General features: G+C 44.1%; 21 protein-coding genes. 13 read left to right on the forward strand and 8 right to left on the reverse strand.

Going from position 1 to position 26,883, the window contains the following annotated elements:
* Positions 1-168: 168 nt before the first annotated feature.
* Positions 169-723, reverse strand: coding sequence for a fasciclin domain-containing protein (locus ACTXGJ_RS11585; protein ID WP_443566046.1), 555 nt, complete (start codon positions 721-723; stop codon positions 169-171).
* Positions 724-1,306: 583 nt separating this feature from the next.
* Between ACTXGJ_RS11585 and metH the strand changes: the two genes are divergently transcribed.
* From metH to ACTXGJ_RS11600, 3 genes are all read left to right on the forward strand, one after another.
* On the forward strand, positions 1,307-5,065 hold the full coding sequence (gene metH / locus ACTXGJ_RS11590) for a methionine synthase (RefSeq protein WP_443566047.1): 3,759 nt from the start codon (positions 1,307-1,309) through the stop codon (positions 5,063-5,065).
* Between the two features lie 199 nt (positions 5,066-5,264).
* On the forward strand, positions 5,265-6,194 hold the full coding sequence (locus tag ACTXGJ_RS11595; RefSeq protein ID WP_443566048.1) for a bile acid:sodium symporter family protein: 930 nt from the start codon (positions 5,265-5,267) through the stop codon (positions 6,192-6,194).
* Between the two features lie 493 nt (positions 6,195-6,687).
* Positions 6,688-8,178, forward strand: a complete 1,491-nt coding sequence (locus tag ACTXGJ_RS11600; protein WP_443566049.1) for a hypothetical protein — start codon at positions 6,688-6,690, stop codon at positions 8,176-8,178.
* Between the two features lie 67 nt (positions 8,179-8,245).
* Here ACTXGJ_RS11600 and ACTXGJ_RS11605 read toward each other — a convergent pair whose 3' ends face one another.
* The 5 genes from ACTXGJ_RS11605 to ACTXGJ_RS11625 all read right to left on the reverse strand — a co-directional run bounded on the left by ACTXGJ_RS11605 (position 8,246) and on the right by ACTXGJ_RS11625 (position 12,214).
* Positions 8,246-8,392: a DUF2256 domain-containing protein gene (locus ACTXGJ_RS11605; RefSeq protein ID WP_439244522.1), complete on the reverse strand. Its 147-nt coding sequence runs from the start codon at positions 8,390-8,392 to the stop codon at positions 8,246-8,248.
* 302 nt (positions 8,393-8,694) lie between these two features.
* Complete coding sequence (locus ACTXGJ_RS11610) at positions 8,695-9,180, reverse strand: META domain-containing protein (protein WP_443566050.1); 486 nt, start codon at positions 9,178-9,180, stop codon at positions 8,695-8,697.
* Positions 9,181-9,601: 421 nt separating this feature from the next.
* Entirely contained in the window at positions 9,602-9,724 is a 123-nt protein-coding gene (locus tag ACTXGJ_RS11615) for a hypothetical protein (RefSeq protein ID WP_439244526.1), read from the reverse strand.
* Between the two features lie 183 nt (positions 9,725-9,907).
* On the reverse strand, positions 9,908-11,005 hold the full coding sequence (locus ACTXGJ_RS11620; protein ID WP_443566051.1) for a lipase secretion chaperone: 1,098 nt from the start codon (positions 11,003-11,005) through the stop codon (positions 9,908-9,910).
* 144 nt (positions 11,006-11,149) lie between these two features.
* Positions 11,150-12,214 (reverse strand): esterase/lipase family protein, encoded by a 1,065-nt coding sequence (locus ACTXGJ_RS11625; RefSeq protein WP_443566052.1) that lies wholly within the window; start codon positions 12,212-12,214, stop codon positions 11,150-11,152.
* Positions 12,215-12,557: 343 nt separating this feature from the next.
* Between ACTXGJ_RS11625 and map the strand changes: the two genes are divergently transcribed.
* Both map and glnD read left to right on the forward strand, forming a co-directional pair.
* Complete coding sequence (gene map, locus ACTXGJ_RS11630) at positions 12,558-13,349, forward strand: type I methionyl aminopeptidase (protein ID WP_439244530.1); 792 nt, start codon at positions 12,558-12,560, stop codon at positions 13,347-13,349.
* A gap of 153 nt (positions 13,350-13,502) precedes the next feature.
* Positions 13,503-16,247, forward strand: a complete 2,745-nt coding sequence (glnD, locus tag ACTXGJ_RS11635; protein WP_443566053.1) for a [protein-PII] uridylyltransferase — start codon at positions 13,503-13,505, stop codon at positions 16,245-16,247.
* A 100-nt stretch (positions 16,248-16,347) separates the two neighbouring features.
* Here glnD and ACTXGJ_RS11640 read toward each other — a convergent pair whose 3' ends face one another.
* Entirely contained in the window at positions 16,348-17,046 is a 699-nt protein-coding gene (locus tag ACTXGJ_RS11640; protein ID WP_443566054.1) for a hypothetical protein, read from the reverse strand.
* Positions 17,047-17,300: 254 nt separating this feature from the next.
* Between ACTXGJ_RS11640 and dapC the strand changes: the two genes are divergently transcribed.
* The 6 genes from dapC (at position 17,301) to ACTXGJ_RS11670 (ending at position 24,661) form a co-directional block, all read left to right on the forward strand.
* On the forward strand, positions 17,301-18,518 hold the full coding sequence (dapC, locus tag ACTXGJ_RS11645; RefSeq protein WP_443566055.1) for a succinyldiaminopimelate transaminase: 1,218 nt from the start codon (positions 17,301-17,303) through the stop codon (positions 18,516-18,518).
* Positions 18,519-18,663: 145 nt separating this feature from the next.
* Positions 18,664-20,589, forward strand: coding sequence for a DUF294 nucleotidyltransferase-like domain-containing protein (locus ACTXGJ_RS11650; RefSeq protein ID WP_443566056.1), 1,926 nt, complete (start codon positions 18,664-18,666; stop codon positions 20,587-20,589).
* 80 nt (positions 20,590-20,669) lie between these two features.
* Entirely contained in the window at positions 20,670-21,275 is a 606-nt protein-coding gene (locus ACTXGJ_RS11655; protein WP_439244539.1) for a 3'-5' exonuclease, read from the forward strand.
* Positions 21,276-21,371: 96 nt separating this feature from the next.
* Positions 21,372-23,333 (forward strand): D-alanyl-D-alanine carboxypeptidase/D-alanyl-D-alanine-endopeptidase, encoded by a 1,962-nt coding sequence (locus ACTXGJ_RS11660; RefSeq protein WP_443566057.1) that lies wholly within the window; start codon positions 21,372-21,374, stop codon positions 23,331-23,333.
* Positions 23,334-23,380: 47 nt separating this feature from the next.
* Complete coding sequence (locus tag ACTXGJ_RS11665; RefSeq protein WP_439244541.1) at positions 23,381-23,869, forward strand: ABZJ_00895 family protein; 489 nt, start codon at positions 23,381-23,383, stop codon at positions 23,867-23,869.
* A 264-nt stretch (positions 23,870-24,133) separates the two neighbouring features.
* Positions 24,134-24,661 (forward strand): DUF421 domain-containing protein, encoded by a 528-nt coding sequence (locus ACTXGJ_RS11670; RefSeq protein ID WP_439244543.1) that lies wholly within the window; start codon positions 24,134-24,136, stop codon positions 24,659-24,661.
* 127 nt (positions 24,662-24,788) lie between these two features.
* Here ACTXGJ_RS11670 and ACTXGJ_RS11675 read toward each other — a convergent pair whose 3' ends face one another.
* Entirely contained in the window at positions 24,789-25,250 is a 462-nt protein-coding gene (locus tag ACTXGJ_RS11675; protein ID WP_439244545.1) for a DUF2147 domain-containing protein, read from the reverse strand.
* Between the two features lie 188 nt (positions 25,251-25,438).
* On the opposite strand from ACTXGJ_RS11675, the gene rlmH reads away from it, so the two are divergent.
* Both rlmH and ACTXGJ_RS11685 read left to right on the forward strand, forming a co-directional pair.
* On the forward strand, positions 25,439-25,927 hold the full coding sequence (gene rlmH, locus ACTXGJ_RS11680) for a 23S rRNA (pseudouridine(1915)-N(3))-methyltransferase RlmH (protein ID WP_443566058.1): 489 nt from the start codon (positions 25,439-25,441) through the stop codon (positions 25,925-25,927).
* Positions 25,928-26,106: 179 nt separating this feature from the next.
* Positions 26,107-26,883 carry a DODA-type extradiol aromatic ring-opening family dioxygenase gene (locus tag ACTXGJ_RS11685; protein ID WP_443566062.1) on the forward strand — a complete coding sequence of 259 codons (777 nt, stop codon included), beginning with the start codon at positions 26,107-26,109 and terminating at the stop codon, positions 26,881-26,883.

Raw genomic sequence — 26,883 nt, forward strand, 5'->3', positions numbered from 1 at the left:
TGAAATATCCAGTCTCTACGCAAATAATCGACTTGACTAAATAAACAAATTAAGCTTTTGAACATTGTTAATTAAATAATGTTAGTGAACCTTGAATAATGAGCTCATCAAGGTTCACTAACGATTGAGTCAGGCTAACTGTTTAGATTAACCCTTTAAATAGACAGCTTATTTTGGTAATAGCACCTTATCAATAACATGGACCACACCATTGGTTGCTGCAATATCCGTCTTAATGATAGTAGCAGTACGACCGTTTTCATCCATCAACATTTTCTGCGGAGTAACCATTAAAGTATCGTTACTAGCGGTCATAACATTACCAGGCATAACGTCTTTGGCATACATAGCCATGTCACTATTTACCACGTGATAGCCTAAGATTTTTCTCAACAAGGGCTTGTTAGCGAATAGCTCAGCCTTTGTCATTCCTGTATCTTTTAACGCTTGCGCGAAAGCAGCATTGGTTGGTGCAAAGACAGTATAGTTAGCATTAGGATCAGATAACATACCTGCTAAGCCGGCAGCTTGTACTGCTTCTACGAGTATTGAGAAGTCTGCATTACTTTGTGCCACTTGTACTACATTCATTTTGGCCATATTTTGCGTAGTCATAGGCGCTTTCATCGCCGTATTTTTCACTGGCATCATATTATTACAAGCTGATAGACCTGCCAGTGATACCGCTAAAGCTCCTATAGTTGCTACTTTAGTCATTTTCATAGTTATATCCTTATTCATGAAATATCTCCTATTTTTTACCATAGGAGTTGATTTGTTGTTGTATAGAGGGGATCTTTTATAAAAAACTATGAGTCTTGGTTTATCACTTTGGTATATATGCACTAAAATGAATAACAAAACTAAAACTTATAAGAAATTCTTATAGAAAAACAATCCTTCTGAACTCAAATTAACATATAGAATTTCTATATAAATTTGTTATTACGCTACTTTTTGTAATGTCAGTGTAAGTTTTGCTCAGTTTTTAGGCAGTCGCTAACGCCTTAGTTTTACTGTGGAATTCTGTTAGCGTTGTTATCAATATTGAAAATCGAAATGATATTTATTTAAAGTTATCTTGTTTACAAACTTGCTCATACACGACGTTAATATGTTAAGAGATGTTTAAAAAAAATAGCTACCTATATCTTTTTATTGACTCTATAGATAATTAAAATCATAGAAACTGATCTCAAGTGACCCGTGAATGGTTTACTTTTCATGTTAATATGCCTACATTTACTTTTATTATATTAACCAGCTACTCTTCCCTTTTAGACATAATGATATAAGTGCTTCTTCTATGACTTCAAAAACCACGACTAATGATTTTGTGCTAACACCGCCGTCTGTCTTTCCGTACAAAGAGCAACAGCTTAGCGCCCGCGCGCGTATAGAAGCGCAAATGGCAAAGCGTATTTTGATGCTCGATGGTGCGATGGGTACGCAAATTCAGACCTATAAATTAGAGGAAAAAGACTATCGTGGTGAGCGTTTTGCCGATATTGAGCAAGATGTGCGCGGTAATAATGATCTGCTGGTGCTAACGCAGCCGCAAATGATCACCGATATTCATCATGATCATCTCGCAGCAGGTGCAGATATCATTGAGACTAATAGCTTCAATGGCACACGGCTATCGATGGCCGACTACGATATGGAATATCTAGTGCCAGAGCTTAATATTACCGCCGCTCAGATAGCACGCAAGGCTGCAGATGAGTTTACTGCGAAGAACCCCGACAAGCCGCGTTTTGTTGCAGGGGTCATTGGTCCCACTTCGCGAACATGTTCGCTATCGCCTGATGTCAATGATCCCGCTTATCGTAACGTTACCTTTGATCAGTTAACCGATAACTACCGTGAAGCGACATTAGCGCTAATAGAAGGCGGCGTCGATATTATTTTAATCGAGACCGTGTTTGATACGCTGAACGCTAAAGCGGCGATATTTGCTATCACTGGTGTTTTCGATGATATCGGTTTTGAGCTGCCGATTATGATATCAGGCACCATTACTGATGCTTCGGGTCGTACGCTCTCTGGTCAAACTGCTGAGGCTTTTTATAACTCAGTGCGTCATGCGAAACCTTTGTCGGTAGGCTTCAACTGTGCACTCGGCGCTGATGCGCTACGCCCGCACATCCAAACGCTCTCGAATATCGCCAGTATGTATGTCTCAGCCCATCCAAACGCCGGCTTGCCTAATGAGTTTGGTGAATACGATGAGACCCCTGAACAAACCACCGCGCTACTAGAAGGCTTTGCCAAAGCAGGCATCTTAAACATCGTGGGCGGCTGCTGTGGTACTACTCCTGAGCACATTCGTCTCATCGCGGAGATGGTCGCTAACTATCCACCGCGCGCGATTCCTGAGATTGCGCCTGCCTGCCGCTTATCAGGGCTAGAGCCATTTACTATTACGCCTGACAGCCTGTTCGTCAACGTCGGTGAACGTACTAACGTTACTGGCTCGAAGAAGTTCCTACGTTTAATCAAAACCGAAGCTTATACTGAAGCTTTAGACGTGGCACGTGACCAAGTTGAAGGCGGCGCGCAAATCGTCGATATCAACATGGACGAAGGCATGCTCGACTCCAAGCAAGCGATGATCCACTTCGTCAATCTGGTCTCAGGCGAGCCGGATATCAGCCGTGTGCCGTTGATGCTCGACTCCTCAAAATGGGAGATCATCGAAGAAGGTCTCAAGCGCGCGCAGGGTAAATGCGTGGTCAACTCCATCTCTCTAAAAGAAGGCTACGATGAGTTCGTGCGTCATGCCAAGCTCTGTATGCGTTACGGCGCGGCTATCATCGTTATGGCCTTTGATGAAGACGGTCAGGCCGATAGCCTTGAGCGTAAAATTCAAATCTGTCAGCGCAGCTACGATGTGCTCGTTAATGATATCGGCTTCCCGTCTGAAGATATTATCTTTGACCCGAACGTCTTTGCGGTCGCCACCGGCATTACTGAGCATAACAATTATGGCGCAGACTTCATCAACGCCACCAAATGGATCACGGACAACCTGCCTAATGCGATGGTATCGGGCGGCGTCTCTAACGTCTCGTTTAGTTTCCGCGGTAACCCCATCCGCGAAGCTATTAACTCAGTATTCCTCTATCACGCCATTCAGAATGGCCTGACTATGGGCATCGTCAACCCAGCGATGCTGGAGATATATGACGATATTCCTAAGGAAGCCCGCAATGCCATCGAAGATGTAATGCTCAATCGTAATCAAGGCGAGAGCGGTCAAGATGCCACCGAGCGGCTAATGACCGTGGCTGAAAACTTCCAAAACGACGGCAAGAAAAAAGACAGTACCGTCGACATGAGCTGGCGCGAGGGCACCGTAGAAGAGCGCATCGCTCATGCCCTGGTTAAAGGTATCACCACCTTTATCGATGCTGATACCAAAGAGGCTTGGGAGAAATATCCCAAACCGCTAGAGGTCATCGAAGGACCACTGATGGATGGCATGAATATCGTCGGCGACTTATTTGGTTCCGGTAAAATGTTCTTACCACAAGTGGTGAAATCGGCGCGCGTTATGAAGCAGTCGGTCGCTTGGCTGAACCCGTATATCGAAGCGGAAAAAGTCGAAGGCGAGACCAAAGGTAAAATCCTGATGGCGACGGTCAAAGGCGACGTCCATGATATCGGTAAAAACATCGTCGGCGTGGTACTCGGCTGTAACGGCTACGATATCGTCGATCTTGGAGTCATGGTACCGTGTGAGACTATTCTCGATACAGCGATAAAAGAAAAAGTTGATATTATCGGCTTGTCAGGCTTGATTACTCCTAGCCTCGATGAGATGGTCTATGTCGCCAAGCAAATGCAAGAGCGCGGTATGACCCTGCCACTTATGATCGGCGGTGCTACCACTTCTAAAGCGCACACCGCTGTTAAGGTTGAGCCGCAATATAGTAACGATGCGGTCATCTATGTCTCAGATGCCTCGCGCTCAGTCGGGGTGGTGACTAAGCTACTCTCCAAAGACAATCGTCAAGGCCTTATTGATGAGACGCGTGAAGAGTACATCAAAGTACGCGAGCGTCTGGCGAAGCGTCAACCTAAAGCGGCGAAGTTGTCTTATGCCGAATCCATCGAGGGTGGTTTTCAGTACGATTGGGACAGTTATACTCCGCCCGTACCGAATAAACTCGGTCAGGTGATATTAGACGACTACCCTATCGATAACTTGCTACCTTATATCGACTGGACACCGTTCTTTATCTCTTGGGGACTGGCTGGCAAATACCCCAAAATCCTACAAGATGAGGTCGTTGGTGAGGCAGCGCGTGATTTGTTCGACAATGCTAAAAACTTAATGCAAAAGATGATCGATGAAAAGCTCATTGTGGCCAAAGGGGTGTTTAAACTTGCCCCAGCCAAGCGCACTAGCGCAGATACGATTAGCGTTTATGACAAAGCGCTTGAAGACGGCGGACAGCCAACACATACCTTTGAGCATTTGCGCCAGCAGTCGGACAAAGCCAGTGGCAAGCCCAACTTTAGCTTAGCGGACTTTATCTCGCCATCAAGTAGCCACACCGATCATATCGGTGGCTTTACGGTATCGATAGTTGGCACCGAAGACTTGGCTGAGCATTACAAAGCAGCAGGTGACGACTACAACGCGATCATGGTACAAGCGCTATCCGATCGCCTAGCCGAAGCCTTTGCTGAGCATTTGCATGAGCTGATCCGTAAGGACTATTGGGGCTACCAAGCTGATGAAAATTTAACCAATGATGAGATGATTAAAGAAAAGTACGTCGGTATCCGCCCTGCCCCTGGCTACCCTGCTTGCCCTGAGCATACGGAAAAAGGCAAATTGTTTGATTGGCTCGGTACGGTTGACGCTATCGGTACGACGTTGACTGAGAGCTTTGCGATGTGGCCAGCGTCTTCGGTAAGCGGTTTCTATTACTCCCATCCTGATAGCGAATACTTCAACGTCGGAAAAATAGGCCGAGATCAGTTAGAGGATTATGCTAAGCGGAAAGATTGGGATATGAATACCGCTGAGAAGTGGTTAAATCCGAATCTGTAGTGTTATTAAAAGTTTAGCAGAATATTGTGAATTGCCTTTGGCGTACTAATTAAAATTTAGTACGCCAAATTTTTTTGTCTTTGTTATTTACCTTAGTGGAGCAAACTTATCGCTACTTTGATAGTAAAATACTTTCATCAATTGCAAACAAAATACGTGTTAAATTACTGCGTATAATATAATCTTTGTGAGCAGCCATATGAAACAAATTGCAGCATTATCAAGTTGGATTGGCAAAACTTTTGCAGTTTGGGCGTTACTCAGTGCCGTATTGGGGTTTTTGTTTCCTGAATTATTTACTTCACTAGCGTTTCTCATCGTACCCATACTTGGCCTTATAATGTTCGGTATGGGTATGACTCTTAAAACGTCAGACTTCTTAGAAATCGTAAAACGCCCTAAGCCGGTCATCATAGGCCTTTTGGCACAGTTCACTCTGATGCCATTAATTGCCTATCTATTAACAGTCATCTTTCAGGTTGATCCATTAATCGCTGTCGGAGTGATTTTGGTGGGTTGTTGTCCTGGCGGTACTTCTAGCAATGTAATTACCTTTTTAGCTAAAGGCGATGTGGCCCTAAGTGTAGCGATTACTTCTATCTCTACCCTGCTTGCCCCCTTTCTGACTCCTATTCTACTGGAAGTATTTGCAGGTCAGTTAATTGATATTGACTTGCTTAGCATGATGATTACGATTACTAAGATTGTTATTGTGCCTATTCTACTAGGTATTGTCGTCCATAAATTTCTTGGCACTAAAATAGAAGCGGCTATCACGGTACTTCCTTTAGTATCAGTATTAGGAATCTCAATAATCATCGCCGCTGTCGTCGCTGTATCTAAAGCCACCATTTTAGATAGTGGCGCTATCGTATTTGTCGTCGTGGCTTTACATAATTTGTTCGGTTATAGTTTAGGATATTTGATTGCTCGTTTCTTAGGGTTTACTGAAATGCAAAGACGCGCGATTATGGTAGAAGTCGGCATGCAAAACTCTGGTCTTGGCGCTGCTCTTGCTGCTACCTACTTTAACCCTGTCGCTGCTTTACCCAGTGCAATATTTAGTGTTTGGCATAACTTTAGTGGCGCGTTGGTTGCAAATATTTTTGCTAAACGAGATAGTTTATAGAAGCTTACTGACTTTAGTGGAGAATGATTTGAAGTAGTTAAATCTGGATTTTTAAAATAATTTTTTGTAGCTTAAATGGTAATATTATTTTTTTGCAATAATGTCTTTATCCCTATCGCATTTGATAGCACCGCCACGTTTTCTCTCCGAGCAGCTTAGGTTAGAAAACGTGGCGGTTTTTTGTTGTATTAATATCAGTTAAAAGACTTTAGCTTTTGTACACGACAACGTTTACATCGCAACTACACCTCTTTATATCTCAAATAATTTATACCCGCTCTTTTTTTACACAATATTTAGAAAATCCCCTATTTTTATTAGCACACCTTAATTATTTTTGATATATTCAATATTGTGAATATAATTAAGGTGTGCTAGTTATATTCTATGCCGTCATCTTGAAGGCATTTTTCTTTTTCTACTAAAAGGAGGAACAAGGACGTTCGTGTGAGCTTAGTTCGATTTTACATTTTTTATTCAAGGAGAGATAAAAATGAAACCCTTCAAATTGACACTACTGGCCATTACTACAGCGCTGTTTTTACAAGGATGTGGTGATGATAATGATGGACCATCTACGTCGCAACCTGATCAGTCAGATATTGACACTAATATCGTCGGCTTTTGGAGTGAAGATAGTAGTAATGACAACAGCTTGAGCGCCATATCTTTTATGAGTGACGGTACTTATGTGCAAGTTCAGGTTGACAACGAATCGCTGGTTGATGATCCACAAGGCGGTCTTGAATGGGGAACCTATGAGATTAACAGTAAAACGGGAGAATTAACCACCACACAGCTGTTTGACGAGAATGGCAGTATGGGTTTGTCAGATGCGCCAAACCTATCAGCCCGTATATCTAACGGTAAGCTGATCCTGGAAGTCGATGAGAACGAAAACGGTAGCATCGATAGTGATGAACAATATAAATTCTCAGAAATCCAGCCCGATGGCATCGTAGGCGCTTGGAGCTTTGACGATGTAGACGATACAGATGATGAGCTGATTGGAGTCGCTTTTTTAGATGATAGTCAATACGTTCATGTACAGGTAAATTCGGATCTCTCAGTTGATAATGATGAAAACGGTCTTGAATGGGGTACTTATGCGATCAACCCATCCACCAATCAACTCACAACCACTCAAACCTTTGATAGTAATGCTGGCAAAGGGCTATCAGAGCCAAGCACTCGTTACGCGCGCGTGACTGATGATGAGCAGCTCATCCTTGATGTCGATGACGATTCATTTACCTTCTCAAGAACTGCTGTTCAAGAGTCAGTCGATGAGCAGATGCTATCAGGGCTGTGGCGAATGGATCTTGGTAACGAAGAGCTAGTGACTCTATCATTTTTAGACGATGGTACTTATGTACAAACCCAAGTGACTGGTCCTACTTCCTCAAGAGGCTCGGATAATGGTATTGAGTGGGGCGAATACTCGCTAAAAGCAAATAATGAATTAGAAATTGACGATGTCATTTTTGATAATAATGGCAGTTCTGGCTTATCAGATGAGGTACTAAGAACGGTACAAATCACTGGTGATATACTGACGTTAGGCGTCGACGAGGACGATAGCGGTATAGTCGACAACGACGAAAAGTATCAGTTTACCAAAGCTAAGTCTGAAAACGAATTAGGTATCTGGAAGGCACGGGCTGGTGAACTTGATGATGAATTGGTATTATTTGGCTTTTTAGATGATCAAACCTTTTTCCATATCGAGGTAGATCAAGATTTGCCTTATGAATACGGTACTGTTCCACTTGCCGGTATGGACTGGAATACTTATACGCTAAGTAATAATGGTCTATTTACGCTTGGGCAGTCTCTATATAGTAGTACCGGCGGTGACGATTTATCATTTTATTATCAGATGAGTATCAAAATTGAAGGTAATAAACTTACTTTCATCGGCTACGAAGACCAAGATGAAGTACAGAACAATGACGGCGAAGATGTCATTTTTGATCGTCAATAATAATTAAAAAACACTACAACATAAAATTCAGCTTATTCATTGATGGGCTGAATTTTTTATTCTCTAACTATTCGATTTTTACTTTACTTCGCCGACAGCGCTCCGAACAATACACCACATTGTCCCAATCCTTCTCCCATTTTTTACGCCAGGTAAAGGGGCGTTGGCAAACTGGGCAAATCTTCTCAGGTAGGTTTTGTTTTTTATGTGCCATGATGGTGCCTTTTACTATCTATGACGCTGGGCTAAAAGTGCCAGCCTACAACGAGAGTATAATTTCGAGATAATGATTATATATTGACCGCTGTTTATTCATAATCTTAAAGTGTTTTTTAATCAATTGAATGATTGTAAAGTCTAGTATTTCTCATCATAAGCCTACTTCATTCAATTGCTAAGTTATTTTTGCAAAAAAACGCCCTACTTAAAAAGTAAGGCGCTCTTTATTGGCTGTATCAATGTTATCTTGCGTTAAAATCGGTTTTATATTTTATTATATACCGATCAGAACTATTTCTACTTAGCAACGGTTTTAAAATGAGCAACTTGATTATCGTTACGAATAGTCAAGATAGGCACATTGTTCGCATTTCTATTTAGGCTATATTTACCTTGTACAGTCGCCATAGTCGCCGTGTCAAAGCTAGCTTGTGGCTCAGGACAAGCCTTCATAGTACTTATTACGTTACCTAGCTGCACATTATTATCAACAACGCGATAAGTGCCACCGATATTATTACAAGTATTCATGAAGCTAACGCGTTGGTTGCCATTGTCTTTAAAGAAATTCAAAGTTAGCGGGTTATCTGGCATAGTGAATAGCTGGGTTACTTTCTCGCCATTGGCGCGCTTGGCATCTACTAGTTGCCAATTATAGGCTTCAAGGGCATCAACTGTTAGGGGCTGAGCGACTGGAGCGGTCACGCCAGGAGTGGTTTGGCAACCGGCAAGCGTACCAACAGCTAGCGTGGCAGCCATAGCTAATTTAGTCATATTTTTCATATCTTCTCCTAAAAAGTTAAGTAAATGATTTGGTTATTAGTTGATAGTAATGCGTTAATAGGCATTTATCATAACAGATCTATTAATTTTTCTTTTGACCGAACTGTACAGCTATTATCCACAACATCCTCGTCACTGTCATCACTAGTTGAGTATATGCTTAGCTCTTTCTTTGTTCCACTTTGGAGGGGTTTTGCTAACGACGCTTGCTAGTTGTCTTCTTAGCTGCTAACTGACTGCCGTTTGATAATTTTTTTATTGTATTGCTTCATATATAGTACCGCTCATCGTAAAGCTGACCTAAAAAAACCTCGCTAGCTAGCAAGGCTTAATAGAACTTGAAATAAATAAAATGGACCCTGTAAGCTATAACATCAACTTTGAATAAGTTACTTTTGAGTTATTAGCTCATTGAATGGTCTTAAATAACATCGGTACCAGTAATATTTGGCTCAGCGGTGGGCTGCGTCGCTAATGATTGGCAACCTGCCAATACGCTGACTAAAGCAATGCTAGTCATCAACAATTTGATCGTGTTTTTCATTTGAGCTCCTAATATTAGTACTAAATGAGTTTATTGATATCATTATTAAACAAGAACAACTATAACATTTCACATTGCTCTTATTAATAAACTTAACTGAATCAGTTTCTATTAACTACTATTTTCATCATTGCTATAAGTTACTTAGTGTTAATAATTATATTTTATTGTAACCAATACTAACTACTTTTGGGCTATCTTCTCCAAAGCGGCGTAACCGGCCAAACGTTTACGCTCGGCATCGTCAAATAACTGTTTTTCTAACTGGGTGATTTGAGTTTGTGCCTGCGCCTTGTCAGCGGTTTGAGCCAGAATTTGCTGCTTTTGTCTTTGTAACTGCTGAAAACGCTGATCGAAATTGGCGTCTTGCTGATCAACTTGGGCAAGCCTTTTTGCTGCCGCCTCGCCTACTAGCTCACGGCGCATGTTATACAGTGCTTCAGGCGATGCACCTTTCGCTTTCATCTGCTTAGTACGCGCCATCAGCTCGCTTAAGTTGGCTTGCTGCTCGATATTGGCCTTGATAGCGTTATCGGGCATACGGCTAATGTAGTCTTGCCGTGCCGCTTGTTTTTGTGCCTCGGAGAGTTGCTGGTTTTGGTTGATTCTGACCATCTCCATACTATAGTTGTCGTACTCCTCCTCGCTACCAAAAAAAGCGACAATCGTCTCTTGGGCAAAAAACTGCTGGCGCAGCTGAGCCACATCCTGTCTTTGCTGCGCTACGGCATTTAAATCTAACTGACCACTTTTGGTCGCTTGCAGTTGCAAATTGCCATAGCGCTTCTCTATGTCAGGGATGGCTTTGAGGTAGGCGACATACTGATCAAAGATAGCCACGGCTTGACTAGCGGCTGGCTCAGGGGTGTGATAACGGATATAGCTCTCAACGCGAGCATAAATAGTGGCTTCGCTCTCTTCACCGAGCGCTGATAAAAAATAATCGAATAAGCGCCGTAAGCCTTCAGTCACCACCAATTGCTTATTTTCATCGATGATAATCTCGCCATCGACATCTGTACCTTGCAAGGACCGCGGTAGGCTTTCAAGACCTGTGGTAAAGGTATTAGTTTGCGGCGCTAGTGCCTCCTCACCTTTATCAGGATCTGACATAGCTGTCATCGAACTGTCGCTGTCATTATCGGCAGCGCTAGCCGCCGCTGTCATTGGCTCAGCAGAGCTTCGGTCAGGCTTAAACCAGATAATGACTGCAATAACACCTATCACAAGAGCAAAAATAATGAGCAGGCCATAAGGAAAACGGCGGTTATTGGAGGTCATAGCGATTCTTTGCCTATTTACTATTTATATTGAAGACATAGCTTAGTTTATTTTATGAGCAAGCAGGGTCAACCGAGTTGACCCTGCTTATTGTTGTTTAGACAAACTAGATGTTAACTCTGCTAATATAGGCGTGATAGCGAATTACATACCCGCTTTTTTCAGACGATTGGCTTGATCGCGGTAGACTGTCTTGGGATTGGGCTGACCCCAAGCGACTAAACCTAATAGTTGGTTGACGGAGTCTAAGTGATTCATCTTATAATCATCACGGATAACGTAACCCAACCGACTAGAGCAAGCTGATACTAAGCCATCATTGGGATCATCATAAGCCTGTGAGGTGGCTAACATCACATAATCAATAGGATCAAGGACATTGGTCACTTGACCGACACCACTGAAAGAATAGTAATTAATACCATTGACTTTAGTTGCCGTCGGCTGACCACAGTAGCTAGTAGGCATCGCTGCAGAGAATTCGCGATTGAAGTCTTTTGTGTATTCAGTCGTCAAGGCCGTTACCGCACCAAAACCATCCTGCTCTTGCAAGTCGTTAATAGGAATACCGGCGTTTAAATCCATAAAATTACCTAGAAAGCCAAATAGCGTTAAAGCGGCTTTGGTCGCGGTATTATACTCGCCATTGACTCTGTCATTATCGATCTGCTCAACCACCCAATCCGCTAATGCCGCGCCTTGACCAGGACTGGCAACCGCCGTCACTGAAGCGACATACTGCGGCGCAACGCCAGCGACATAGCGGATATCGTGTCCACCGTGACTGTGTCCGAGCAGATTAACTTTCGGACTGCCAGAGACGGCACTAATGGTTTTGACTTGCTGTAATAACTGTTCACCGCGCACTCTACTATCATTAAAGGACGAGGTCTTAGTGGCATAAACGTCTGAGCCACCGCTCATTAAAGTTTGCGGAATACCATAGAAATAATCGATGCCTAGCAGTTTAGTAAAACCGACTAGGCCATGAGTCATTACTAACGGGTACTTGGTATCAGTATGGCTTGAGGTCCACCATTTGCTATCTACTTTTTGACAGCCAGTAGCATTGGCGCAGTTATAGAAACTTCCAGCAGCTTGCGCTGATGTGGCTGGCATGGTCAGTAATAAAGCGCTAGTACCTAAAGCACTTAGCATGGGTAGCATTTTGTTTTTTGATACTGCGAAGAGAGAGGCCTTGAGAGTCATGAGCACATCCTTGTTATTATTGAGGTTTATCGGTCTTTGTATAAGCTCAATTACATAAACTACTGAGTACAAACTACTTAGTCGCAATCAGTAGCAGCTCGCAAAAACCTATGCCAATCCATTTAGCATTCAATTACATTACTCATATACTTTGTAATAATCAATTGACAATACGTGTTTTTTGAAAACCGATAGGTCAATAACCGACTTTTGACGGCTAAGGGGATATTGTGATTCATACACACTATCTCCATATAATGTGCAACAAAGCTGTTCAATCCTTAAATAGTACATTTATGCTATAATTAGGGCACTTTAAATCTTTAACTGTAAGTATAACAATATGATAAAAAAATCTCTCATTCAGTCTCCTGAAGCCTTAGATAAAATGCGCGTGGCAGGCAAGCTTGCCAGCGACGTCCTAGTGATGTTAGATGAGCATGTCAAGGTTGGCGTCAGTACCGAAGCGCTGAACCAAATCGCTCATGATTATATCGTCAACGAGCAACAAGCGATTCCGGCACCACTGAACTATAATGGCTTCCCAAAATCTATCTGTACTTCTGTCAATCACGTGGTCTGTCACGGCATTCCTACCGAAAGCAAACTTCTTAAAGACGGCGACATTATCAATATTGATGTGACAGTGATCAAAGACGGCTACTATGGCGATACTTCTAAGATGTGGATCGTCGGTGAAGGCTCTATCATGGCTAAGCGCATTTGTGATGTCGCGCAAAAAGCGCTCTACGCGGGTATGAGTGTGGTCAAAGATGGCGCCCGTCTCGGCGATGTCGGCGCGGCGATTCAAGAGGTCGTCGAGCCTGAGCGTTTTAGTATCGTACGTGAGTTCTGTGGTCACGGTATATCTAATGAGTTTCACCACGAGCCGCAAGTCATGCATTATGGCAAAAAAGGCACAGGCTTTGAGCTCAAGACGGGCATGACTTTTACCATTGAGCCGATGATCAACCAAGGCACTTGGCAGACCAAAATTTTGCCGGATGAATGGACGGCGATTACCAAAGACCGTAAGCTGTCAGCGCAGTGGGAGCATACAATGGTGGTCACGGACAATGGCTGCGAAGTCTTTACTACTCGTCCCGAAGAAGACTTGAGTTTTTTGACTCAGTAGTTACATAGAGAAAAGATCGCTTACGCGGTCTTTTTTTTGCGGTTGATTTATACTTTATAGTATTAAAACAAAACATAGTATGACAACCCTCAGCTGTAGCTTTACAGCTCTCAGTTTTCGATTTCTAAGTATTTGGTTTATGGGATAACGATCATGTTCACTTGCGATGTTGCATCTATGTATATTACGCCGTTACCAGCATTGGCTCCGCCTGATGAGTCAACAGGCACGCCTTTATTGGTCGTCAGTGATCCCAGCAAACACTCTTTATTAGGTATCCCTGAGTGGCTAGCTCAGATCAAAGAAGATATCAGCCGAGCGCTTGAGCGCGGGGTCAATATCAGACAACTGGTAGCCGCACGCGCCTGCGCTATCGATGAGCTATTAAGCAGTCTTTTTTTATGGTTCGAATTGGAGCAGACTGATCTGGCACTATTTGCCGTTGGCGGCTATGGCCGCGGTGAGCTGTCTTTGTATTCAGACATCGACATTTTATTACTGTCTCCTAATATAATCACCAAAGAGGTCAGTAATAAAATAGACCGCTTAGTCGCTATGCTTTGGGATGTTGGCCTTGAACCAGCGCTGGCTGTGCGTAGCGTCGATGACTGCTTAGAGGCCGCTCATGATCACACAGTAGCCAGCTCCTTGCTAGAAGCAAGACTACTCATCGGTAATAACGATCTAAAAGATACACCTATCGCCGTCGTTAATAAGCTATGGTCACAGCTCGACTTCTATGAGATTAAAATCGAGGAAGCCAAAAACCGTTATCTACAACACAATGCTACCGAATACAATCTTGAGCCAAATATAAAAACAGCCCCTGGCGGTCTGCGTGATATTCATATTATCGGCTGGGTCACTAAGCGCTATTTTCGGGTCGGTAAGCTCTATGACTTAGTACAGCAGAGCTTTTTGACCGAAAAGGAGTTTGATGAGCTCAGCTTTGCCGAGAGTTATATCTGGCAAATACGTCATTATTTGCATGAGCTGACCGGCCGTAATGAAAATAGGCTGTTGTTCGATTATCAACGTGATATCGCTGCGCTTATGGGTTATGAGACTCAGCCTGATGATGAGCCTAATGCGGCGGTCGAGCGCTTTATGCGTGATTATTATCGCTGCGCTATGCAAATCTCAACGCTGTCTGAGATGCTAACCAATCACTATTTTGAGACCATCATAGAGCCGCACCTGCCTATCGATGAGCGCCCAAGCAAGCGCCCCTTAACCGCGCGCTTCAATCAAATTGGCGATCAAATCGCTATCGCCCATCATCGTGTGTTTGCTCAGCATCCCGAAGCTATCTTGGAGATGTTCTTACTTATGGGACAACATGGACTCAAAAAAGTCCGTACCCATACGCTGCGCGCGCTCAAAGTAGCCGCCCGCGGTATTGATCAAAACTATCGTGACACTCCTGAGCATCAAGCGCTGTTTTTGGCTAATCTTAAAGAGCAAAACTATCTATTTCATCGTCTGCGAACGATGAACCGTTACGGCGTCTTAGGTAATTATATTCCTTCTTTTGCGCAAGTGACGGGGCTGATGCAGTATGACTTGTTCCATCGCTATACGGTCGATGCGCATACGCTATTTTTGATTCGTATTTTGCATCGCTTTACCGATGACAGGTTTCAACAAGACTTTCCGCTAGTTAGCGCTATCTTTCAGCGTATTGAACGTAAAGAGATTTTAGTGCTCGCGGCGATGTTCCATGATATTGCCAAAGGTCGCGGCGGTAATCATAGCGAGCTTGGGCAAACCGAATCGATCGAGTTTTGTCTCAAGCATGGCATGAGCTTAGCGGATGCTAATCTGGTAGGCTGGCTGACGCGTTATCATTTACTGATGTCGATGACCGCGCAAAAAAAGGACATATCAGACCCGGATGTAGTGACTGTATTTGCCGATCTTGTCAGTAATGTCACTCACTTAAATCATCTGTATGTACTCACCGTTGCCGATATGAATGCCACTAACCCGCAGCTCTGGAATAGCTGGCGCGCCAGTCTTATGAAGCAGCTGTACTCGCAGACGCGGCGTATATTGCGTGCTGATATCGACGCTCCTACCAACCGTCAAGATATGATCCGCGCCACTCGTAAGCAGGCTATGCAGATGCTTGACTCAGCAGACAATCAGCACATGGACCGCGAAGAGGTGCTAAAGCTTTGGGACGACTTAGGCGATGAGTACTTTTTACGAGAGATTGCTGAGGATATCCTTTGGCACACGGCAGCGATCTTGGCGCACCCGCCGATTGGACGGGCCTCAGATGCTGATAGTGCGCCTTTAGTAGTGCTACGCGAGCATCGGGAGCTGGCGCTGGATGCGGTACAAGTGTTCGTCTACACCCAAGATCAGGATAATCTATTTGCAGTGACGATGGCGGTCTTTGATCAGATGAATTTGGATGTGTTAGATGCACGTATTATCACTGCTACGCGTGATTTTGCTCTAGACTCTTACGTCTTGCTTGATCGTAGCGGTACCTTATTGACGGAAGCTGACGAGCAAGAAGAGTTAAAACAGCGCCTAATCGATGCGTTCAAAGATCCTAGCGCTCCGAAATTGACCAGCAAGCGCCTGCCTCGGCAATTACTGCATTTCGATGTTCCAACGACGATCAGCTTTGAGTTCAACGAGGCTTCTAACCAGCATATTATGAGCTTACAAACACTGGACCAACCCGGATTGTTGGCCCGTGTGGGTCAAGTATTTTTGCAGCAAAATATAGAAGTGCACGCCGCTCGTATTACCACCTTAGGTGAGCGTGCTGAAGATATGTTTTATATTAGTGACCGAAATGACGCACCCTTATCTGATGCTATGTTAGCTACCCTAAAAGAGGCATTGATAGCCTCTCTGAGTGTTCGCGCAGATCATAGCTGATACCGTTATCACTAGGGTCAGTTGTCGCTGATAAATAGGACGGCTAGTTACCCCTATTTATGAGTGCATGCTGATGAGCTAAAGCTTTTATGCGTTAAGACTATGACACCGTACTTCTATAAATGATGTCTTCAGCAACATCATTGAGCTCATCTTCGGCAAGCTCTAATGGCAATGAACCTGCCTGCGTTTCATACTGTAAAATCAATCTTCCAGCATCAATTTCACGATTGAGTAAAGTATATAAGCTCATTAGCTGTATCTGTTTGTCATACTGCTCGTAGATACTGTGTAGGGAAATGGGCGCTTGAGAATGAACGTCTGGAAACAGACTGTCTGAGGCTAAAATCATCATTTCATTGAACGACTGCTCTCGTTTTAGCTCCGCTCTGTGGAACTTGTTTTGTAATAGTCTGGCTAGATTGCCTTTAAAGACAAAGGCGGCGATAAAGACTAAAGTTTGTAAGGCAAATATAAGCACATATTGCTGTAACGAGAGTGATAAATTTAGCATTTTGCTCGCTAGCATTAGCACTAATGCCACGATGAAATAGCTAACTAACTGCCAAAGCAGCCACATCATCATACTGCTCTCCCCAAACCAAAATATCTGTCGCTCTTTGAGGTCAATAAGACTTTGATGAGCTTGCCACCATTGCTGCTCACGACTCTTCAATTGCTCACATACTTTACTCGCATGTTTTGAGTCGCAATCATACTTTACTGCTGGGTTTGCGATATTATCCAACTCCATACCGCTAATACTATCAGGTTTAGAAGCTTTGTAACTTTTAGTCATAATTATCAAGTCCTCTAAAGAGCACAGTAGTTATTATTTATAGTCTTCAATGTTATCGATTAGAAGATAAGTGACTGCCAACAGCTATGGATGGTAGAGGTGTACTATCTTTGATCTTTGCTAGCAGCTTTGCTATATCAACAGGTAATAACCACCATAAGAAAAAGACAAAAAATAAGAGAGGTGCTACACTGCGCTAATGTTATTTTTCTTTATAACTTTATTATTAATTGTCTATTATAGTTACTACGCCTATGAATCACAACTTACGAGCTTTGCATCCTTATCCTTTCGCTAAAATGAGTGATTTGCTTGCTGACAGCAAGCCAAACCCGAACTACAGCGAAATCAAGCTTGGTATTGGTGAGCCAAAACACGAGCCACCCACCTTTATCTTGGACGTTCTACAGCAAAATTTGGACAGTTTAAGCTGTTACCCCACTACTAATGGCTCTTTTGAGCTGCGACAAACGATAGCTCATTGGTTAGAAAAACGGTTTTTTCTACGTCATGTCGATGCTTATAATGAAGTACTGCCAGTGATGGGCACTCGTGAAGCTATATTCAGCTTCGTACAAGCGGTGGTCAATCATAGTGCAGAGACGCCGCAGCCGACAGTGGTCATGCCCAACCCTTTTTATCAGATTTATGAGGGAGCAGCACTACTGGCCCAAGCGACGCCTTATTTTGTTCCTTGTACGTTAGAGAATGATTTTAAGGGCGACTATCGTTCGGTTCCTGTTGAGGTTTGGGCGCGCACTCAGCTGCTGTTTATCTGTAGTCCAAACAACCCAACCGGCTCCGTGATGAGCTTGGATGATTGGGAATTTATCCTGCGATTATCTGATAAATACGGTTTTATCATTGCCAGTGATGAGTGCTATAGCGAGCTGTATTTTGACGAACCCCCTATCGGCTTATTACAAGCTTGTACGGCGTTTGGTCGGGATGACTTTAGGCGCTGCATCGTTTTTCATTCCTTGTCTAAGCGCTCAAACTTACCGGGTCTACGCTCAGGCTTTGTCGCTGGTGACGCTACCATTTTAAAATCCTACTTACAGTATCGTACTTACCAAGGCTGCGCTATGCCTATCCCGCATCAGCTTGCCTCGATTGCGGCTTGGCAGGATGAAAAGCATGTCGCTCATAATCGAGCGCTTTATAAAGAGAAGTTTGCCTTGTGGATGCAGGAGCTAGGTGACTTATTAGAGCTGCGGATGCCGGATGCTGGATTTTACTTTTGGGTAAAAGTACCGGAGCTATTCGCAGGGGACGATGAAGCATTTATAAAAGCGCTTTATGAGCAAGCCAATATTCATGCTCTAGCCGGGCGCTATCTATCCCGCGAGGTCAATGGCAAAAACCCAGGACAAGGGTATGTACGGATAGCGCTGGTGGCGAGCGTAGAAGAGAGTCGCGAGGCCATTGATCGGATTCGTCAATTACTGACTACCGCTGCTAATATCGAATAACTAGCCAATAACTTTAGGCTAATATTTTTAAATAATCCTTAATAACCCTTATGTTATTAAGGATTATTTTTTATATAATGCTATAGTAATAAGATAAATACCTTATTTACTATAGCGGATTAATAACGCTATCACGGATGATGCCATGATCCCTCTTGATTTTACCCAGCCGCCATTTGACGTGTTGAGCTTAGCGGAACGCCAAAGTATCAGAAAACACACGCAAATACGTTATTTAGCAGCCGATGAGCGCTTGATGACTGACGATATGACCTACTTTTATGTGCTGATAAAAGGTCAAATCGAGCAGACCTACGCAGGCGATTTTGTTGCTGCTTACTTCGGTAGCAATCACTCCGACCACTTTCACAGTAACGACTGGTTCGATAGCCGCCGTACGCCTGAAATGGCAAAGAACACTAGCTCAGATGTCCTGTCATATGACTACCGCGCCAGTGAGGATACGCTACTCTTACAAATCGATGGTGCGGCTATCGATAAAATTAGCGCCCAAAACCATTTAGTGCGTCAGCTCCTCTCGGATAAATTACCCGAGAAGCTAAAAGCCTTACAACAGCGCCAAGGCACTAAGTCACAGAATCTATCGCTGAGTAATAGCGGCTACACCGCCCAGCAAGAAGTACAGCAAATCATGCTACAGCCAGTAACTGATGTGACTTTACTCCCGGTACATATCGTTGAGGCAGCTGCTAGCCTACAACAAGCAGCTCAGGTCATGAACAAAGTTGGGATGAAGCACGTGTTAGTACGTCAATTAGCTGATGTAGCCGAGGACTTAGACGACAGTCAGCTAGGGATTTTGACTGATGCTGATGTTTGCCGAGCTGTCAGCGATCAGCGAGATCCGGCAACTACCCCTTGTCAAGACTACGCCAGCTTCAATCTACGTACTATCAACGCTGATAGTGAGATTGGCGATGCGCTGTTGACCATGACTCGCTATCGTATTCATAGGCTTCCCGTCATCGATGATAGTGGCCAAGTCGCCGGTATCTTAGGTCAAAGCGATATGCTTGCCTATATCGGTCAGCACTCACAGCTGATCAGTATTCAGATCGAGCAAGCCAAGGATTTTGCTAGTATCGATACTGCCGCCGCACTGATCGGGCGCTATATCCGTGCCCAGCAGCAAAACGGCGTCAAAATTGGTAACGTCAGTCGCATGGTACAGACGCTTAATGCGCAGGTATTTACTAAACTGTGGCAGCTTATCGTGCCTAGCGAGGTCTTGGAAAACACTTGTATGATCGTTATGGGATCTGAAGGACGCGGCGAGCAGATCATGCGTACCGATCAAGACAATGCGCTGATTATACGCGATGGCTTTAGTCATCCAAAGCTTGCAGAGTATGCTGATACCTTCAATCATCAATTAGCGGCTCTAGGCTACCCGCTGTGTGATGGTAATATTATGATGACCAACCCGATGTGGCGACAGCCGCTACAGGAGTTTACAGCGCAGATCAGCTTATGGTTTAAGAACACTGATCCTATGCACGCTATCTATCTATCCGCGATACTCGATGGCGAGTATGTTTGCGGCGATGAGGCGCTACTGACTCAAATTCGTGATCATCTCAAAGTCGCACATCGTCATTCAGATCCTATGTTTGTGCGTCAATTCGCCCGCGCCGCGCTACAGTTTGGGGATGTTAACCAGTGGTGGCAGCGGCTTGCGCCTCTACTGGGTAAGACCAATAATACGAGTATCGATCTCAAAAAGTCCGGTCTGTTTCCTTTAGTGCATGGTATTCGCAGTATGGCCTTAGAATATGACATCTTGCACGTGCCCAGTACTAGGGATCGGCTAAAGGCGCTGGTGCAAGCCGGAGTGCTGACTCAAGAGCGAGCCACCACTTTGGGCGAAGCATTAGAGTTCTTTATGGGTCAGCGGTTGACTGTGGCGCTCGCTACTGATGATAAGTATGCTCGGCAAATCGATCCTATGACCCTATCGGCGCTTGAGCGCGATGTATTAAAAGAGTGCTTGGCGGTAGTGAAGAGCTTTAAGAACCAGCTACGCCAGCACTATCAGCTCGAGATCGGTTAAGGCAGAATTATACGGTTTAAGCGCTTTACTGCTTATTTACAACTACAATCACTATCATTATCACTAAGAAGCAAACATTTATGAGTTGGCTCAAACAATTATCAAACCAATGGCGAAAGACACAGCTACAGCGAGCGGAGCTTGCCTCGATGTTTGAGCCTCCTATAGAAGGTCAATGGGTGGCGATAGATTGTGAAATGACGGGTCTCAATCCTCGCAAGCATCATTTGCTCTCGGTCGCTGCCATTCACATCAACGGCGATACTATCGATACTGGTAACGGTCTGCATCTGGTATGTCGTCCGCCAGTCATGCCCGATCGTGATACTATTATCATTCATGGTCTACGTAGCGCCGATGTTGCTGAAGGTATGAGCTATGAGGAGATGCTCGCAATGCTACTGCCCTTTATCAACAATCGCCCTATCGTTGGGTTTTGTCCGCAGCTAGACACTGCATTTTTGAACCCCTTAATCAAGCAATATATGGGTACTACTTTGCCCAATGAAGTGCTTGATGTTAGACGCTTATATAGTCAGCGTATGGGCGATCGCGACCCCAATACGCCCAACTCTTCACAGCAACTATCCAAAATACTCGCTCATTATAATATTCCTGAATTTGGTAGTCATGACGCCTATAATGATGCGCTGATGACTGCTATGGCTTTTTTACATGTGCGCTGAGAGTGTTATCTTAACCTTTCTTTTATACGCTTTTTAAGACTCACATAGCCACTCATGTTACTATAAGCCGTTTTACGATTTAAGCTCAGATACCTCATGACCATACTCTCTAGAATCTCTAGCCTGTTTCTTACCTCTCGTTTTACTGACTCTACTAGTCGTCATCAGCGCCTCCAACGCTTAAAATTATTAACGGGCGCTATTCTTAGCTTAATGCCACACACCTCACAAGCAGCGCTACCTGCCTCTATTGAGGCGGCATTAAATAAAGCCGAGCTAAGCGCTGACACCATCAGTATCCTCATTACCCCACTCGGTGATAAGACGCATAGTCGTTTGCCCGCGATCATAAAAGTCATCGATAGCAATACTGAGGGTGATGGCGCGAATGTTGGTAATCTTGATACTGAAGTAGCAGCTGTAACCAACGCGGCTCAAAGCGCTAATAATAGCAATAATAAAGCCACCAATTCAGCTATCACTGTCGACAAACAAGCCATTGAGCAACAAGATCGTAAGCTGCAAGCTTATACCGATGACCCTTATACTTATCAAAGCTTAGAAAACCCGCCACCAATATTAGTAATCAATGAAAGCCGTACCGTTCGCTATAGCGATACTGAAGATACTGCCAAACGCCGACTTATACCACTGATTAGCCATAATATTGATATCCCGCGTACTCCTGCTAGCACAATGAAGCTGATCCCTAGCTTTGTGGCGCTCGATACACTAGGCGCAGATTTTGTTTGGTTTACTCGGGTCTATCATACTGGTATCGTCCTTGGGGATAGGCTGCAGGGCGACTTGATCATTCAAGGAAGCGGCGATCCTAAAATGACGCATGAGCGCTTAGAGCAGCTACTCTATCAAGTACAAAAAACCGGCATTCGGCATATTGACGGTGATATCATTGTCGATAGCTCGATATTTAATAACGTCAGTAAAGATCCGGCCGCCTTCGATAACGCTCCTCTGCGACCTTATAATGCTAGTCCGGATGGATTCTTAGTAAACTTCAATAGTCTCGCTATTAAGACTCATCCTTTGGCGACTGGACAAGCGCAGCTCACTTATACGCCGCAATTAGCCAACTACCAACTCCCAAGTCACATAGGTGTTCGTAGTGCTAGCTGCTCGCAGGCTCGTAATAGCCTAGCGCCGCGCTGGCAGCAAAATAAACTAACGCTCAATGCTAAACTGCCAGACAGCTGCGGTGAGCATGTCTTCTATGTTAATTACCCAGACGCCAAAGACTTTGTGGCTCGTGTCATTGCGACAAAATGGCAGGCGCTTGGCAATACGCTTAGCGGAGAGGTAATCAGTCAAGAAAAGCCTTACGCAGCGTATCATTCGCATGTTGGCTTAACTTCTTTGCCTTTATCGCCATTCCCCCTAGTTAGTTATCCGTCTTATAACTTGGCGCAGCAGATATATGATATCAATCACTTCTCCAATAATGTGATGACTGAGCAAGTGGCGTTGTCCATCGGTAGCTATCACAAAGCTAAGCGCGCAGATACTATTGATACGAATAACAGCGCCGTTAATAGTCAGACTATGACTGAAGTTAATAATATTAAGCCAAACGCCACTAGCCTTTATCAATTTGGCCAACCAACAGCGACTGATTATCCGCAAGCATTAGCGCAGATCAATCAATGGTGGCAAAATAATTTAACCACTACCCCGCCGTATCTAACCAACGGCTCAGGGCTATGCCGAGATTGTACAGTGACCGCCGCCAACCTAAATGAGCTTTTGAGCTTTGCTTACCATCATCCAAGCTTCGACGCTTACGTCAACTCACTTGGCATCGCAGGCGTTAGTGGGACGATTATGCATCATAGCGAGCGCCTGCCAGACTCAAAAGCTATTGGCCGAGCTTGGATCAAGACCGGAACTTTAAACAATGTCACCGCTATGGCAGGTTATGTCAAAGGACAATCCGGACAAGATTATGCGGTAGTCGGCGTAATCAATACCGACGAGGCATTGAATCCTTATCTGGCTCGCCCGGTACTCGATGCTATGCTCGATTGGACTGCCAAAAAGTAGTCTGAGCTAAATAATTCTGATTATAATATATTTATACAGGCAAATTTATGTCGCGCAAATCCGCAAACTTAAGTAAATCTAAGGCTCAATCTGTGATTAGCCCATCGACTACACCAGTCAAACTAGCGCAATATCTAGGGTTTTTTATGGTGGGTTATATTCTGGCTAGCGCTTTGTTGATGCTGCTACAAACGAAAATTGCGCTCAATCCGCAATTGGTGACTTTGCTATCTATCTTAGTGGGTGCCTTTATTGCCGTGCATAAATTCATCAAACATCAACGCCGTGCAATACGTAAAGATGAGATGAGTAAACTAGCAATTGGCGGTACGGTTATCGTTTGGTTGCTGAACGCTCTTTACTTTTTAGCCATTTGGTTATGGTTGTTTGATGAAGCCAATCGGCAAGTATTTATAGAAATGAGCCTGCAGCAACCGCTGCCATTATTAGTCGCTTTAATCGCGATTATGCTGCTCACTTTTATTAGCGCCGGTGTCGGTATTTGGCTATTTAATCGACTGCTAAGCCCAAAATGACTGTTTTTGAACCATTGACTGCCAAGCTAGATATGATGAGATAAAACAGCGCTATGAGCTTATTTTTATTAGGGCGTGTTGAACATTCACAAATGAGCACTGCCGATAGCTAAAATGTTTCTAGTTTATCTCTAAATTCCAAACGACTACAAAACTTTTATCCTCCTAAGCTATAAAATCCGTTAGGCTGAGCAAACTGCTCATTGCCGTTAATAAATAGCTATTTACAATCAGTAGCTAAAAATATAAATAGGGGTAATCGTTATGGATATGCTGTTTTTTGACGATATAGAAAAACTTGCACGTATTGTGCTGACCGCGGTGCTGGTCTATATCTTAATTGTCGTCACCACCAAAGTCTCAGGCAAGCGCTCAACCTCGCAGCTTAATAACTTTGACTGGATCGTGACCGTTATGATCGGCTCATTGGGCGCTAGTACGATCTTGCTCAAGGACATCCCGTTTATTGAGGGTGGTGCTTCTATTGTGACCCTTTATTTATTACAGTTTTTGGTGACCAAATACGCTTCTATATCATCTTCGTTTAGCAGTTTTATTTTGTCTGAACCTAAGATTGTTTTTTATCAAGGCCAGTTTTTACCAGAAGCTATGCGTGATGAGCGTTTAACTTATCAAGAGCTTGAGAGCGTTATGCGTGCAAATGGTATTCATGACTTAGATGAAATAGAAGCCATCGTTTTCGAGTCAGATGCCACATTGAACGTTATCCCTAAAAATAAAGGTACTACGGGTATCTCTGAGACGCTTAAACCGCTGACTCATGACTCCTAACGCGCTTATTAGAATCAGATCGGCTGAACCTAAGATGATCATATTTAACGTATCGCAAAAATAACCACAAAAAAAGGACGACTGATAGCAATCGGTCATCCTTTTTATTGATGGCTTTCTGAGCGGGTTATTTAATACGCTGCCAAGTCTGTGAGCGACCAAACAAGGGCGTACCTACGTAGCCTCGCAGATCTAAGCTCTGGCCATTGTCACTCAAGGTGATTTTCCCTGAGTAGACTTTGCCAGACTCCGGATCAACCAGTTTGCCATCGCTCCACTTATTATTACCGTCCGCTTTTAGACCTGTCAGAATCTGCAGCCCTTCGACTGGTTTGTTTTTTAGGCTGCCTGGGCATTTAGTACAGACTGCTTTCGCCTGTTGTTTATCGAGTACCTTGATGATTTTACCGGAGACCTTACCGCCATTTTCATTTAGCTGAATAATGGCCTTTTTTTCACCAGTTTTGTCATCGACCGTTTGCCACTGAGTGCCATCTAATGAAGCGGCAAATACAGAAGTAGACAACAGAGCACCTGCCGTAAGGGTTAAGACATTTGCTACAGTGCGATTCATAATAATACGACTCATAAACGACTCCTTTCGTAAAAAATTTTAATTAAGTCCATAGAAAATATAACTAAGTGACAAAACAGACTCTTGTTTGTCGAATGCTAGTTAAGCATAAAAAAAAGGGGTATAAAAGTCTTGTTTGTTACATTAAATTAAGCGTAGACTTCTTTTGTTATTTTTACTCAATTATTGGAGTACTAACTGCCATGAAAATAAGAATACTGAGCGTCGGTAATAAAATGCCTACATGGATACAGACCGGGTTTGACGAATATTTCAAACGTATCCAGCCTATGCTCAGCACCCAAATCGTGGAGATTGCTGCGGCAAAACGAGCAAAAAACCCATCAACTGCTAATCTAGCACAGTACCGTGAGCAAGAAGGACAGGCGATACTGGCTGCGCATAACGCTTCAGGGCATGAGCAATTATGGGTGCTCGACGTCAAAGGCAAGATGCTCTCAACCGAAAAGTTAGCGAACAAACTTGCCGATGTGATGCCACAAGGTATGGATGTGGCGTTAGTAATAGGCGGCGCTGATGGCGTCTCACCGGCAGTACTGGCAAAGGCAGATATGACCTGGTCATTATCAGCGCTCACTTTGCCGCATCCGCTAGTGCGAGTCGTGCTGATGGAGCAGCTGTATCGCGCGATGAGCATCAATAATAATCATCCTTATCACCGTGGCAACTAGCACCAGAGCTGAGCTAAAACACCTAAACGGATTGAAAAACGCGAATCTGCCCTAATAAAGCTGACATGAACCAATCAAAGTCAGCCAGATCTACTAGCCAGCCTAATCACAGCCCCCAGCATGAGAGGCATGATACGACTACACCTATCAGCGGTGCGGCCGCCTGGTTAGATGCGCCTATGGGCTTGACTAACGTGGCAAGATTGCCTGCTTTATTTATTTCACATGGAGCGCCGACCTTAGCTATCGAGCAGTCCGCGACTACCAGCGCGCTAGCCCGCATCGGACAAAACCTACCTAAGCCGCGAGCCATTATCATTATGTCGGCGCACTGGGTGTCTACTAAGCTTGAAATTAGCAGTAATCCACAGCCGAAGACTTGGCATGACTTTTCAGGCTTCAGTCAACAGCTACATGAGCTACAATACCCGGCTCTAGGTCACGCTCCACTTGCTGAGTCTTTGGCGCAGCAGCTCAGCGCACGCGGTATCAATACCGCGGCCAACCCGTTACGAGTCAGCGATCACGGCGTTTGGTCGCCGCTTCGCCATCTTTATCCGCAGGCAGATGTGCCTGTGGTGCAAATATCTTTACCTCAGCATTATGACAGCATTGCTTGCTATCAATTAGGCGCGCAGCTTGCTCGTCTACGTGAACAGCAAATCCTAATCATCGGCTCAGGCAATATTACTCATAATCTGCAAGCACTGCGCTGGGAAGCCGATAGCGTGGATAAGACAGCAAAGGACTTTAAGCTGTGGTTATTGCAGCAGCTAAAAACCGATATCCCTGCCGCCTTAAACTGGCAGCAGTATCCTAATTATAAAGATATTCATCCGAGCGATGAGCATTTACTGCCGTTGTTTTTTGCCCTAGGCGTAGGACAACGCGTCAGTGTCGTGCATCAAAGCATGGCGCACCACAGCTTAGGGATGGATATTTACCGCTTTGATTAG

The sequence above is a fragment of the Psychrobacter sp. 1Y11 genome, assembly GCF_052259045.1.
Taxonomy (GTDB): Bacteria; Pseudomonadota; Gammaproteobacteria; order Pseudomonadales; family Moraxellaceae; genus Psychrobacter.

What these genes read in the sequence shown, in the direction of transcription:
- ACTXGJ_RS11585 (WP_443566046.1), bottom strand. Translation starts at nt 723, where the DNA reads ATGAAAATGACTAAAGTAGCAACTATAGGAGCTTTAGCGGTATCACTG.
- metH (WP_443566047.1), top strand. Translation starts at nt 1,307, where the DNA reads ATGACTTCAAAAACCACGACTAATGATTTTGTGCTAACACCGCCGTCT.
- ACTXGJ_RS11595 (WP_443566048.1), top strand. Translation starts at nt 5,265, where the DNA reads ATGAAACAAATTGCAGCATTATCAAGTTGGATTGGCAAAACTTTTGCA.
- ACTXGJ_RS11600 (WP_443566049.1), top strand. Translation starts at nt 6,688, where the DNA reads ATGAAACCCTTCAAATTGACACTACTGGCCATTACTACAGCGCTGTTT.
- ACTXGJ_RS11605 (WP_439244522.1), bottom strand. Translation starts at nt 8,392, where the DNA reads ATGGCACATAAAAAACAAAACCTACCTGAGAAGATTTGCCCAGTTTGC.
- ACTXGJ_RS11610 (WP_443566050.1), bottom strand. Translation starts at nt 9,180, where the DNA reads ATGAAAAATATGACTAAATTAGCTATGGCTGCCACGCTAGCTGTTGGT.
- ACTXGJ_RS11615 (WP_439244526.1), bottom strand. Translation starts at nt 9,724, where the DNA reads ATGAAAAACACGATCAAATTGTTGATGACTAGCATTGCTTTAGTCAGC.
- ACTXGJ_RS11620 (WP_443566051.1), bottom strand. Translation starts at nt 11,005, where the DNA reads ATGACCTCCAATAACCGCCGTTTTCCTTATGGCCTGCTCATTATTTTT.
- ACTXGJ_RS11625 (WP_443566052.1), bottom strand. Translation starts at nt 12,214, where the DNA reads ATGACTCTCAAGGCCTCTCTCTTCGCAGTATCAAAAAACAAAATGCTA.
- map (WP_439244530.1), top strand. Translation starts at nt 12,558, where the DNA reads ATGATAAAAAAATCTCTCATTCAGTCTCCTGAAGCCTTAGATAAAATG.
- glnD (WP_443566053.1), top strand. Translation starts at nt 13,503, where the DNA reads ATGTTCACTTGCGATGTTGCATCTATGTATATTACGCCGTTACCAGCA.
- ACTXGJ_RS11640 (WP_443566054.1), bottom strand. Translation starts at nt 17,046, where the DNA reads ATGACTAAAAGTTACAAAGCTTCTAAACCTGATAGTATTAGCGGTATG.
- dapC (WP_443566055.1), top strand. Translation starts at nt 17,301, where the DNA reads ATGAATCACAACTTACGAGCTTTGCATCCTTATCCTTTCGCTAAAATG.
- ACTXGJ_RS11650 (WP_443566056.1), top strand. Translation starts at nt 18,664, where the DNA reads ATGATCCCTCTTGATTTTACCCAGCCGCCATTTGACGTGTTGAGCTTA.
- ACTXGJ_RS11655 (WP_439244539.1), top strand. Translation starts at nt 20,670, where the DNA reads ATGAGTTGGCTCAAACAATTATCAAACCAATGGCGAAAGACACAGCTA.
- ACTXGJ_RS11660 (WP_443566057.1), top strand. Translation starts at nt 21,372, where the DNA reads ATGACCATACTCTCTAGAATCTCTAGCCTGTTTCTTACCTCTCGTTTT.
- ACTXGJ_RS11665 (WP_439244541.1), top strand. Translation starts at nt 23,381, where the DNA reads ATGTCGCGCAAATCCGCAAACTTAAGTAAATCTAAGGCTCAATCTGTG.
- ACTXGJ_RS11670 (WP_439244543.1), top strand. Translation starts at nt 24,134, where the DNA reads ATGGATATGCTGTTTTTTGACGATATAGAAAAACTTGCACGTATTGTG.
- ACTXGJ_RS11675 (WP_439244545.1), bottom strand. Translation starts at nt 25,250, where the DNA reads ATGAGTCGTATTATTATGAATCGCACTGTAGCAAATGTCTTAACCCTT.
- rlmH (WP_443566058.1), top strand. Translation starts at nt 25,439, where the DNA reads ATGAAAATAAGAATACTGAGCGTCGGTAATAAAATGCCTACATGGATA.
- ACTXGJ_RS11685 (WP_443566062.1), top strand. Translation starts at nt 26,107, where the DNA reads ATGGGCTTGACTAACGTGGCAAGATTGCCTGCTTTATTTATTTCACAT.